The 12,384-nt window shown below is 51.4% G+C and carries 7 protein-coding genes and 1 pseudogene; 4 read left to right on the forward strand and 4 right to left on the reverse strand.

Translation table 11 applies throughout. From position 1 onward, the window contains the following. Positions 1-131, forward strand: a pseudogene (locus Q0R17_RS17225) (IS1595 family transposase); the annotation flags it as partial. Between the two features lie 440 nt (positions 132-571). Here the strand turns inward: Q0R17_RS17225 and alr are convergent. Next, positions 572-1,645, reverse strand: coding sequence for an alanine racemase (gene alr / locus Q0R17_RS17230; RefSeq protein WP_293937208.1), 1,074 nt, complete (start codon positions 1,643-1,645; stop codon positions 572-574). Positions 1,646-1,777: 132 nt separating this feature from the next. Here alr and lplT point away from each other — a divergent pair, with 132 nt between their 5' ends. The 3 genes from lplT to Q0R17_RS17245 are packed head-to-tail and all read left to right on the forward strand — an operon-like array spanning position 1,778 to position 7,222. Beyond that, on the forward strand, positions 1,778-3,070 hold the full coding sequence (gene lplT, locus Q0R17_RS17235; RefSeq protein ID WP_293937211.1) for a lysophospholipid transporter LplT: 1,293 nt from the start codon (positions 1,778-1,780) through the stop codon (positions 3,068-3,070). Then, on the forward strand, positions 3,063-4,169 hold the full coding sequence (locus Q0R17_RS17240; RefSeq protein WP_293937214.1) for an efflux RND transporter periplasmic adaptor subunit: 1,107 nt from the start codon (positions 3,063-3,065) through the stop codon (positions 4,167-4,169). Before lplT ends, Q0R17_RS17240 begins: the two co-directional genes overlap by 8 nt. After that, complete coding sequence (locus Q0R17_RS17245; RefSeq protein WP_293937216.1) at positions 4,166-7,222, forward strand: efflux RND transporter permease subunit; 3,057 nt, start codon at positions 4,166-4,168, stop codon at positions 7,220-7,222. Before Q0R17_RS17240 ends, Q0R17_RS17245 begins: the two co-directional genes overlap by 4 nt. A 599-nt stretch (positions 7,223-7,821) precedes the next feature. Here Q0R17_RS17245 and Q0R17_RS17250 read toward each other — a convergent pair. The 3 genes from Q0R17_RS17250 to Q0R17_RS17260 form a co-directional block, all read right to left on the reverse strand. Beyond that, a complete protein-coding gene (locus Q0R17_RS17250) occupies positions 7,822-9,135 on the reverse strand; it encodes a sodium-dependent transporter (RefSeq protein ID WP_293937219.1) in 1,314 nt (437 codons plus the stop codon). 230 nt (positions 9,136-9,365) lie between these two features. Further along, entirely contained in the window at positions 9,366-10,682 is a 1,317-nt protein-coding gene (locus tag Q0R17_RS17255; protein WP_293937222.1) for a sodium-dependent transporter, read from the reverse strand. A gap of 487 nt (positions 10,683-11,169) precedes the next feature. Continuing rightward, positions 11,170-12,384: sodium-dependent transporter (locus tag Q0R17_RS17260; protein WP_293937224.1), on the reverse strand; the 1,215-nt coding region annotated here is incomplete at its 5' end.

Raw genomic sequence — 12,384 nt, forward strand, 5'->3', positions numbered from 1 at the left:
GCTATTTGGCAGAAATGCAGTATCGATTTAATCGGCGTTTTGATTTGTGCGCCCTAATTCCACGAATGCTACATGCATTACTCATAGCTAAGCCTTGCCCGCGTGGGAGATTAACTGAGCAAGAGACATAATCAGGAAAATGATTACTTAACTTTAACGCGAAAAGTGTCACCTATGTCTGCGGACTAAAGTGTTACCTATGTCCTTGACCTTTACACCCCACGAAGCACGAAATCCCCTGCGCTGCGGACAATCGAGTCGGCGGCGGGCGGGTTTAGCTCGTGCCTCGCACCCAAGCGATCCCCCGCCCCGCTTGTTCGGGGCTTGCGTGCTTCAAGGGGTGACTTCAGCCCCGTGCCACGAGTGGAGATCAAAACTCAATAAAATAAGCTTTGAAATGACTAAAAACCAAAAAAAAATAGCAAAATTTAACTCATGTTTTTCTCTGTGAAACTCCGTGTCCTCTATGGTTCAAGATTTGGGTTTTGGTTGCGTAACATCAGTTCTTCGCTTTTTTCGTGCATTTAGTGTTTTTCGTGGATGAAATGCCTTGGTGCGTAACATCAGATCATTAATACTCAACAAAAACAGGCACACGAGCCGCCACGGCGCACATTAGCTCATAGCCTATTGTTCCAGCCGCGGTTGCCACGTCATCAATAGAGAGGTTTGCTCCCCACAGCTCAACTTGGCTGCCCACTCCTGAGTTAGGCAGCTCGCTGAGGTCTACGGCCAGCATATCCATAGAAATACGGCCAATTAAGCGGCTAGCCACTCCATCCACCAATACTGGCGTGCCGGTTGGGGCATGGCGTGGATAGCCATCGGCATAGCCACATGCCACCGTACCGATCCGCATCACACGATCAGCAACAAAACTAGCGCCATATCCAACGGCATCGCCTGCTTGTAAATTTTGCACGCCGATCACTTCTGCGGTCAGCGTCATCGCCGCTTGCAGGCCTAACTCTTTAGCACTTTTAGTGCTGAATGGGGATGATCCATATAAAGAAATGCCAGGGCGCACCCATTGATGATGGGTTTCAGGATAAGCCAAGAGCGCGGCCGAATTAGCTAAGGTTTTGGGTAAATCCAAACCCGCACACGCCGCGTCAAAGCGCGCACACTGCGCCGCCACACCCAGCTCAGGTACATCGGCACTGGCAAAGTGGGCCATCAGCGTAATACTGGCCACATTGCTGCACTGCTTCAAGCGGGCCACAAGGGCTGGCGCTTGCTCAGCAGGAAATCCTAGCCGATTCATGCCAGTATTTAATTTTAAGAAAACATGCACTGGACACGCCAGAGCCGTGGTTTCTAGCCAAGCCAAGCCGCGTTCATCATGTACCGCTAGCCAAAAGCTCTGCTCAGCACAGAGCTGTAGCTCTGCCGCTGAAAATACACCTTCTAATAATAGAATGGGCTGCGTCACCCCAAGCGCTCTTAGGGAGCGTGCTGATGACATTTCTAAGGTGGCAAAAGCATCCGCATTGGGCAAGGCTGCAACCATATTGGCGATACCATGTCCATATGCATTGGCCTTTACAACGGCAAATACTTGACTAGCTGGCGCGCACGCTTTGGCATGGGCATAGTTAGCAGCAAGCGCTGCAGTATGAATCACAGCGCGGATCGGGCGAGTCATGACAAAACCATCGCAAAGAAAAGACTAGAGTATAAACCTTGTTAATCATACGTAAGGCGCAAAAGCGACAATGCCGACTTATGCTCTTTTGTGATATAAACCCCTTACTATAAAAATGGATATTGCTCCAAGATGGATCGCGGATTTTTCATTATTCTTGGCGCGCAATTTTTGTCCGCGCTAGCAGACAACGCCCTCTTCTTCGCAGCGCTAGCACTCCTTAAGGAGCAAAGCTCACCCGAATGGCATTTATCTATGCTGCTGTGGTGCTTTACCGTTTCTTATGTAGTGCTTGCCCCCTTTGCTGGCTCTTTTGCAGACTCCATGCATAAAGGCAAAGCAATGATGATTTGTAATGGCATTAAGCTAGTCGGTTGCTTAGGGATGCTAGTGGGCATTCCGCCGATTATGGCCTATGCCTTAGTTGGTTTTGGCGCTGCCGCTTATTCCCCCGCCAAATACGGCATCATTACCGAATACCTTCCACATGAAAAATTGGTTGCTGCCAATGGCTGGTTAGAAGGGGCTACAGTCAGCGCTATTATTTTTGGCACCATCTTAGGTGGCTTACTGGCTGGATCTCATATTGCGCCTTGGCTAAAAACCACGCATCTAGCCACATACTTTAGCCCTGCCACCTTTGCTATTGCCGCAATTATTTTGCTTTATCTCGCTGCATCTTGGCTTAACTGCTACATCCCCAAATTGAATGTAGAACTCAAACCTCTACAGCTTCAACCTATTGCTTTAATCAAAGAATTTTGGTGCTGCGTTGCCAAGCTTTGGAAAGATCCACAGGGGCAGTTATCGCTGGGGGTAACCACCTTATTTTGGGGTGCAGGCGCCACCATGCGCTTGGTAGTATTGAACTGGGCCATCATTTGGTTGAACTTTTCTATGGTGCAAGCCACTCAGTTAGTAGCCGTCGTTGCATTTGGCATTGCAGCAGGTGCCATATTGGCGGGGCATTGTATTCCACTTAAAAAAGCATTTAATGTGCTGCCTGCAGGGATTGCCATGGGCATCTTGGTGATTGGCATGCTATTTGTTCACAATGCTTGGCTGGCTGCGTTTTTGATGTTTATTGTGGGCTGCTTATCAGGCTTTTTTGTGGTGCCTTTAAACGCCATGCTGCAACATAGAGGCCATACACTGATGGGCGCGGGGCACTCCATTGCCGTACAAAACTTTAATGAAAATATTGGCATTCTTGTGATGGTTGGCATTCATGCATTAATGGTGAAATACTTTAGCCAGCCCATCACCGCCAGCGCGAGTGCCGCCGTTACACACCAATTCCAAATAAGCGGAATCCCTCCTATGTACGCCATTATTACCGGCTTTGGCCTAATGGTGGCTCTGACAATGATTGCGATCACCGTACGATTCCGGCGCGGTGTTCGTGCTGGAATAATGAATGACTAAATTAAGCCTGACCCTGATTGTTTTGCTGCTTGCGGGCTGTGGCAAAGAAGCCGCTAAAGAAAAAATAGAGCGCCCGCCACAGCAAGTGATTGCAACCACAACCCAGAGTGCAGATATTGCACTCAAGCTGAGCGCTCAGGGCCATGTGACTCCACTAGATCAAGTAGAGATCAGGCCGCAAAAAAGTGGTCTGATCCGCCAAGTTCACTTTAAAGAAGGTGATCAGATCCACGCTGGGCAGCTGTTATTTAGCCTAGATGCGCGGGAGGACGAAGCCAATGTGCGCCAAGCGGTAGCCAAACTGGCGCAAAGCCAAGCTCAGCTGGCCGCAGCAGAGCGAGACTATTCGCGCTCAAAAGAGCTGGCAGCGCAAAGTTTTATCTCTAAAACTGCACTCGATAACGCACAAAGCAAACTAGAAACACTACAAGCCACACTTAGCGCAGAACGCGCGGCAGTAGATGCCGCCAAGATCACCTTATCTTATTCACAAATCAAAGCACCGCTTAACGGCCGCGCCGGTCTGGTTGAAGTGCATACCGGCAGCTATGTGCAGCCCAGCATCGCCACCCCATTGGTGAGCATTAGCCAGCTCAACCCCATTACCGTGACCTTTAGCCTGCCTGAGCGCAACTTAAGCACCCTGCAAAATGCACCACGTCCTATCATCGTCAACGCGCAGCTTAGCGATGATAGCAAGCTGCAAGGCAAGCTGAGCTTTATCGATAACACCGTGAATCCCAGCTCAGGCACGATTACTTTAAAGGCCGAGTTTGCCAACCCTAAAAACCAGCTATGGCCAGGCGCATTTGTGCCGGTAGAAATTGCTGCGGGCACCTTGAAAAATGCTGTTGTTCTGCCGGTACAAGCGGTACAAACCGGCCAAGACCAACGCTTTGTATTTGTGATTCAGCCAGACAAAACCGTTAAAGCGGTTCCAGTTGAGCTCTTGCAGGTAGAAAACGAGCGCGCCGTTGTCAGTGGTATTGGCAGTAACCAGCGCGTGGTTAAAGAAGGCGGGCAAAATCTGCGCGAAGGCAGCAAGGTCAGAGAAGCAAGTGCAGCCAAGGCTAAAAAACCAGCCAGTGCCGCAAAATGAATATTTCTCTACTCAGTATTAATAAGCCGATTGCCACCACCCTGCTCTGGCTGGCGGTCGTTGTTGCTGGGGTAGTGGCCTGGTTTAACCTACCGATTTCCGCCCTGCCGTCTTTTAATATGCCGACCATCGAAGTGTCTGGCAGCTTGCCCGGTGCCAGCCCAGAAACCATGGCGACATCGGTGGCCACCCCGCTAGAAAAGCAGTTTTCCACTATTCCTGGCCTCGCCGTTATTACCTCGAGCAGCACTCAAGGTAAAGTATCGATCACGCTAGAATTTGACGCCAACCGCAATATCGACGATGCCGCCGTGGATGTGCAAGCCGCGCTGTATCGTGCATCGCGCGGCCTACCTAAAGACATGACCAGCCCGCCCAGCTACCGCAAGGTAAACCCTGCGGATGCACCCGTACTGATGGTAGGAATTAACTCGCCATCGATGAGCTTGGCCGAGCTGAATGATTATGGTGACAACCTGATCTCACCCACGCTTTCTACCCTGAACGGCGTGGCGCAAGTGACGGTTTATGGGCAGAAGCGCTTTGCAGTGCGGGTGCAAGTCAACCCAGAGCGATTGGCGGCAAGGGATATGACGCTGGCGGAGTTATCCGCCGCGCTAAAATCGGCGAATGCCAATACCCCTGTCGGCCAGCTTGACGGCAATCGCCAAGTACTGGCGCTACAAGCCAATGAACAGCTTAAAAACGCCGCCGACTTTGCTAACTTAATCGTCGCGCAAAAAAACAAACAACCGGTACGCCTCTCTGATGTGGCAACCGTGGAAGACAGCGTACAAGACGTGAAAAGCGGTAGCTGGATTAATGGCGAGCGCTCGATTGTGCTGGCCGTAATGCGCCAATCCGATGCCAATACCGTGGCCGTGGTTGACGCCATTAAAGCCGCCCTGCCGCAGCTTAAAGCGCAAATGCCTGAATCGGTGAACGTGCAGGTTTTAAACGACAGATCGCAATCTGTGCGCGAAGCCATTCACGATGTCAACCTCACTATGCTGCTGACCATGCTGCTGGTAGTGGGGGTGATTCTGCTGTTTTTACGCCGCGCTGCGGCCACGCTAATCCCTGCTTTATCGCTGCCCATTTCGCTGATTGCCACCTTTGCGCTGATGCACTGGCTAGGTTATAGCCTTGATAATATCTCGCTGATGGGGCTGACCATTGCCATTGGTTTGGTGGTGGATGATGCGATTGTGGTGCTTGAAAACATCATGCGCCACGTAGAAAACGGCATGAAACCATTAGAGGCGGCCATTCAGGGCGCGCAAGAAGTGGGTTTCACCGTGGTATCCATTTCGGTATCGCTGATTGCCGTGTTTATCCCAATTTTCTTTATGCCCGGCACCATTGGCCTGTTATTTCATGAGTTTGCTGCCGTTGTGACCCTCGCAATTATGGTATCCGCCGTGGTAGCGCTCACGCTGATCCCCATGCTGGCGGCACGTTATATTAAGCACGAAGCGCCGGATGCCCATGTGCCTGCATGGAGCCGCTTTTTTGAACGTGGCTTTCATCGCATGCTCAGCGGCTATCAGCGCACGCTGGATTGGAGCCTAGGCCGACGCAAGCTGATGCTGATTATCGCGCTGGCCACCTTTGTGCTAACAGGCTGGCTGTATCAATCTATGCCTAAGGGCTTTTTCCCTGAAGAAGATCTTGGCCAGATTCAGGCCAGCAGCGAAGGCCCACAGGATATTGCCTACCCTGCCATGCTGAAATTGCATACAGAAGTAGCCGAGCGCATCCAAAAAAATCCCAATGTAAACGTGGTGGTTTCCAGCTTATCTAGTGGCAATCGTGGCCGAATGTTTATTACCCTCAAGCCACGCAATCAGCGGCTTTCTATGGAAAAAACCGTAGCCAGCTTGCGTAAAGACACCAGCGGCATTACCGGCATCTCGGTGTTTTTTAACCCGACCCAAAACTTAAAAATTGGCGCACGTAGCTCAAAAAGCCGCTACCAATACACCCTGCAAGCCGTGCAATCGGATGAGCTGAGCGATTGGTCAGACAAGCTGATGCGCGCCATGCGCCAATCACCCATCTTTACCGAAGTCACCTCAGACACCGAAAAGCGCGGCCTGCAAGCAAGGCTCAATATCGACAGAGACAAAGCCCAAACCTTGGGCATCGATATGCAAAATCTGCGCGAAACGCTGTATGGCGCGTTTGGTGAGCGCGAAATCAGCACCATTTACCTGCCGCAAGACAGCTACTCGGTACTGATGCAGCTTGGTGACGATTATCGCCGTGATGAATCGGCGCTGAACAAGCTCTATGCCCGCAGCAATAGCGGCGTGCTGGTGCCGATCTCGGCGTTTTCCAGCGTCGAGCGGATCATGACCAATAACGCCATCAACCACCAAGGCCAGCTGCCTGCGGTGACGCTATCTTTTAATATGGCCGAAGGTAAAACGCTGTCTGAAGCAGCGGCAAGTATTGAAGCGCTAAAGCAAGAAATCCAGCTGCCCGCTAAAGTATTTGGCGCTTTTGCTGGCGATGCAGCCGTATTCCAGCAATCGCAAAACACCCAGCTCTGGCTAATTTTAGTGGCTGTGGCGGTGATTTATGTGATTCTGGGTGTGCTGTATGAAAGCTGGATTCACCCACTGACTATTCTGGCAGGCATTCCTTCTGCGGCAGTGGGGGCACTCATTGCGCTGGATATCGTCGGCCTACCGCTGACCTTTATCGCAATGGTGGGGATTTTGCTGTTGATTGGTATCGTCAAGAAAAACGCCATTATGATGATCGACTTTGCGCTAGAGGCCGAGCGCAAAGAAGGCAAAGCCCCACAAGAAGCCATCCGTGAGGCCTGTCTATTGCGCTTTCGCCCCATTATGATGACCACCCTCGCCGCCATTATGGGCGCCATGCCGATTGCCATTGGTATCGGTGCAGGGGCCGAGCTGCGCCAACCCATGGGTGTGGCGGTAGTCGGCGGCTTAGTGCTCTCGCAGCTCATCACCCTCTACATCACCCCCGCGCTCTACTTAAGCTTTGACAGCTTGCAAAAGCGCTGGCAGAAAGCCAGATAAGACAAAGGCCAGTAGATACGCTGGCCTTTTTAATATCTATTATCCTGCCTAAATGCCAGCTTGCTTAAAATTTAATCAGCTAAAAAAGCCACCTACAGAACAAACACTTGCCTTACTTATCCACAGAGCACTCACAAGCTTGTGCCTGCAGGATGGGGATAAACGGTAAGGCTCTGAGGCAAATAGACACTGCTCAGGGGTTTGGCCTTAACCTCCCCCTTTGTAAAAGGGGGATTGAGGGGGATTTGTCTTTATATTGGCGCCAAATCCCCCCTCGCCCCCCTTTTTCAAAGGGAGGAAACAACTGCAATCCTATCAACTTAATTATTTACCATGACTCTATTGCACATAATCAATTAAAGGGGGCCTCGAAAAACCTATATTTCTAAATAAGACAAGGCGCATTTTAAAAAAACCGACGCTGCATATGTTTGATATGTAAGGCGATTTTTTTAAAACGCAACGCAGTATTATGAGACCAGATGGGTTTTTCGAGGTTCCCTAAAGCATCGCAGGGCGGGTTGATAGGATTGGGAACAATGGTGGCTAACTTTTATAGATGCTTATACTCTGCCCCCTTCGTCAAAGGGGCTTAGTTTTTACAGGTTATAAACCAAAATCAAAGCAATCAATGCCGGAGCTACCACGCGGCACATCCACTTCATTCCCCAGTTTAAAACTGGGCTAAGTTCTAGCTCGGCTTCAATCACCGGCCAGATTCTCCAGCCTGCAAACAGCGCCGTGCCAATTCCACCCAAGGGCAGTAGGATGTTGGACGCGCTGTAATCCATTAGCTCAAACACATTGCGGCCAAACCATTTGTATTCGCCCAGCACACCAAAGGAGAGCGATGCGGGGATGCCCGCAATAAACACCAAGAGGGTAATCACGCCAGTGGTGGCTTTACGGGGCAGATTCCATTCATCAATGGGATACACCGCCACCAGCTCAAGCAAAGAAACGGATGAAGTCAGTGCTGCAACTAAGAGCAATGCAAAGAACGCCACCGCAAAGAATTGACCAAAAGGCAGATGGTTAAACACCACCGGCATGGTCATATAAGTAAGGCCAGGGCCAGCTGCGGCATCCAAACCAAAGGCGGTAATGGCAGGGAAAATCATCAGGCCTGCCAAAATCGAGGTCATGGTGGTTAAGCCCGTGACCCACATCGCGGCATTGGTCAGCTTTACATCACGCCCAAGGTAGGAGCCGTAGGCCAGCATGCAGCCTGCGCCTACCGATAGTGAGAAAAACGCCAAGCCCAGCGCATCGACCAGCATTTTTGAGTTTACTTTAGAGAAATCTGGCGCTAAAAAGGCAATCACCCCAGCCCCTGCGCCCGGCAGCGTTAAGGAGCGAATAATCAGGCCCAGCATCAGCAAAAATAAGGCAGGCATTAATATCTTGCCCGCGCGCTCAATGCCTTTTTGAATGCCAAACATGACGACGATCAGAGTGAGCAAGGCAAACACAGCATGGGTGATAATCGGCTCGATAGGGCTAGAAACATATTGCCCAAATAAAGCCCCCAAGGCCTTGGGATCATTACTCATTACTCGGCCATCGAGGGCGCGCAGCAGATAGCCGATGGTCCAGCCGCCGACCACGCTATAGAAGGAAAATACCGTTAAGCCGCACAGCACACCGATATAGCCGACCGCCGACCAGCCCTTGCCACCCAGCTTTTTAAACGCGCCCACAGCACCACATGCCGCAGCACGGCCAATGGCGATTTCGGCCAGCATCAGCGCAATGCCTAGGGTAAAAGTGATCAGCACAAAAATCAGCAGAAACGCACCGCCACCATTCATGGCGGTAACGTAAGGGAATTTCCAGATTGAGCCTAAACCGACCGTTGCCCCAGCAGAGGCAAGAATAAAGCCGAGTTTAGAACTCCATTGCGAACGAGACATGCGCTATTTCCTAGTAGCAGCAAACTAATCAAAACTAGTTGCTAGGTATATCTGCCACCGAATGCGCGAGCTAAGGCCACCCTTTCGGCGGCCCCATAGATCAAAGGTGCCGCTTTAATTAAAAGCGCCACCAGCCTGCAAAGGAATTGATCTTATTTATATTCATGCTTTTTAGAATGCCTTGTAAGGTGTGAGGCAGTCAAGCAGTAATTTTGCGTTGCAGCAAGCGACTAGAGATTTTTTACCAGCACCGCGGTAATCAACACGGGTGCAAGATAGCGGCAGGTCATCAGCCAAGCTTGCCTTTTCCAGCCTTGCAAACCGACTTCATCCACCAACGTGTCCCCCGCTTTCCAGCCTGCCAGCAGTGCCAAGCCAATTCCACCAACCGGCATGGCTAGATTAGATACAAAGTAATCCATTGCATCAAAAATACTTTTGCCAAAGATGCGAACATCAGACCAGATACCAAACGACCACGAAGCCGGAATGCCGCATAAAAATACCGCCAATGCGATGCCAATCAGCACAGGGCGACGCGGCAGCTTTAAATCGTCAATAAACCAGATGGCGATCAATTCCAGCATCGCTACGGATGAAGACAAGGCCGCGGTGGCCAAGAGAGCAAAAAAGGCGATCGCAAACAGCTGGCCAAACGGCAGATGCATAAACACCACCGGCATGGTCATAAAGGTGAGCCCCGGCCCGGCAGCTGGGTTTAAGCCAAAGGCCGCCACCGCAGGAAAAATCATCAGCCCCGCAAGCAGCGCAATCATCACCGCCAAAAACACCACCCATAGCGATGCAGAAAGAATCTCTTCGCTGGAATGCATATAAGAGCCATAAGCCACCATCGCCCCCACGCCTAAAGACAGCGAGAAAAACGCCAGCCCCAGCGCTTCCACCACCATCGAAGGATTAACGCGGCTCCAATCTGGCGCTAAAAACTGCACTACACCGGCCCAAGCGCCCGGCAGCGTTAAAGAGCGCACCATCAGGATCAACATAATAATAAACAGCGCTGGCATCAGTACCTTGCCCGCCCGCTCGATGCCTTTCTCAATCCCGCCCAGCACAATGCCTAAGGTTGCCAGCGTAAACAGCGCATGGGTAATCAAGGGTTTGACTGGATCAGCTACAAAGCTGCCAAACATCGCTTCTAAGGCCTTAGGATCGGCACTCAGCACGCTGCCATCAATGGCCTTGCCAAGGTAGGCAAAAGTCCAGCCCCCTACCACGCTATAAAATGAAAACAGCACAAAGCCAGCGATTACGCCGAGCAGCCCCAAGAGCGCCCAAGGCTTGCCGCCGATTTTTTTAAACGCGCCCACCGCGCCATTGGCGGCAGAGCGGCCTAGAGCAATCTCGGCCATCATCAGCGCGAGGCCTAAGGTGAAACTAAAAATCAGAAACAGCAGCAAAAATGCCCCGCCACCGTTCATGGCGGTGACATAAGGAAACTTCCAAATCGCCCCCAGCCCAATGGCCGAGCCAGCCGCCGCCAAAATAAAGCCCAAACGCGAGCCCCAAGCATTACGTGTAGTCATAAAACATCCTGCATTTTTTAATTAAATATGCCTCGGGGCGATTTACAGCCTATGAGCATTCAACAAATCTAAAACAAGGCTTTTAAGTGCCTTCGGCACGGTGATTTTGGAGCGGTAGCCACCGCGGGGGCCTTCCTTTCTTGAACGGCCAAGAAACGAAGCCAAAGAAGGCCGCCCCAAACAGCACGAAGGCCCCTCACTGCGGATAATCGGCTCGGCGAAAAAGGCTGCTCGCTCGCTGCCTCACTACCCCTTTTCCGAAACCCCGAGCCGCTTATTCCTCGTTTCGGCGTGCTTCAGGGGGAGATTTAAGCCCCCTGCAACGAGCCGGTATAGCCCCAACTGCAGCTAAGATTGAAAGTACTTAAAAACCTAAGAAATGAACTCAACTCAAAAAGGTTTTTCTCCGTGAAACTCCGTGTTCTCTGTGTCCTCCGTGTTTCAGGATTTGGGTTTTGATCTTGGTTTTAGAGTTTGCATATTAATATCAAAGATTCTTCACCAAAATCACCGCAATGGATAAAGGTGCGACCACGCGGCAGCTCCATTTCAGGCCGAACAGTGGCAGGCCGGATAGGCCTGAATGCTCTTCCAATAGTGGCCATACGCGCCAGCCTGCGAACAGGGCTACACCGATTCCGCCTAGTGGCATCATCACATTGGAGACGCTGTAATCCATCAGGTCAAAAATCGTTTTGCCAAAGAATTTCACGTCTGCCCAAGGGCCAAAAGACAGCGATGCGGGGATGCCGCAGAGGAAAACCGCCAAAGACAAAGCCAGAATCACTTTGCGACGTGGCAGTTTGTATTCATCCAGAAATAACGTAGCGATCAGCTCGAGCATCGAAACGGATGAGGTCAGCGCGGCCACCGAGAGCAGGGCAAAGAAGGCGATGGCAAAGATTTGGCCAAAAGGCAGGCTGGCAAACACCACAGGCATGGTCATAAAGGTCAGGCCCGGGCCTGCGCTTGGATCAAGATTAAAAGCAAACAGCGCAGGAAAAATCATCAGCCCGGCCAAAATCGCCACGGTGCAAGACAAGCCCACCACCCAAGCTGCGGAATGCAATACCGGTGTTTCTTGCTTGACGTAAGAGCCGTAAGCAATCATGCCGCCCGTGCCTAAAGACAGCGAGAAAAACGCCAAGCCCAGCGCATCAACCACCATGGCCGGAGTCAGCTTAGAGAAATCAGGAGCAAAGAAAGCCACCACGCCCTGCCATGCGCCTGGCAAGGTCAGTGAGCGGGCGATCAGAATCAACATGATGATAAACAGACCAGGCATCAGCAATTTGCTGGCGCGCTCAATGCCTTTCTCAATGCCGCCAATCACAATGCCCAATGTTGCCAGTACAAAAGCGCCGTGGGTCAGAATCGGCCAGAAAGGATTGGATACGTAATGCTCGAAAGTATCTTTTAGCACCTTAGTGTCGGTAGTCAGCACCGAGCCATCCATGGCCAGCGCAAGGTAAGCCAGCGTCCAGCCGCCCACCACGCTATAAAAGCTGTAGAGCACAAAGCCTGCAAAAATCCCCATCATGCCAATCAGCGGCCAAGATTTACCGGCCAGCTTGCGGAACATCCCCACCGGCCCAGTTTGCGCACTGCGGCCCAGGGTAAATTCCACCACCATTTGGGCAAGGCCCAGGGTGAAGCTAAAAAATAAAAACAGCAGTAAAAATACGCCACCGCCATTCATGGC

The organism is Iodobacter sp. (assembly GCF_025352645.1).
In the GTDB taxonomy this organism is placed as follows: domain Bacteria; phylum Pseudomonadota; class Gammaproteobacteria; order Burkholderiales; family Chitinibacteraceae; genus Iodobacter.

Bases quoted from the DNA above. Each gene is read 5' to 3' on its own strand.
- lplT (WP_293937211.1), top strand. From the start codon at position 1,778: ATGGATCGCGGATTTTTCATTATTCTTGGCGCGCAATTTTTGTCCGCG.
- Q0R17_RS17250 (WP_293937219.1), bottom strand. From the start codon at position 9,135: ATGTCTCGTTCGCAATGGAGTTCTAAACTCGGCTTTATTCTTGCCTCT.
- Q0R17_RS17255 (WP_293937222.1), bottom strand. From the start codon at position 10,682: ATGACTACACGTAATGCTTGGGGCTCGCGTTTGGGCTTTATTTTGGCG.
- alr (WP_293937208.1), bottom strand. From the start codon at position 1,645: ATGACTCGCCCGATCCGCGCTGTGATTCATACTGCAGCGCTTGCTGCT.
- Q0R17_RS17240 (WP_293937214.1), top strand. From the start codon at position 3,063: ATGACTAAATTAAGCCTGACCCTGATTGTTTTGCTGCTTGCGGGCTGT.
- Q0R17_RS17245 (WP_293937216.1), top strand. From the start codon at position 4,166: ATGAATATTTCTCTACTCAGTATTAATAAGCCGATTGCCACCACCCTG.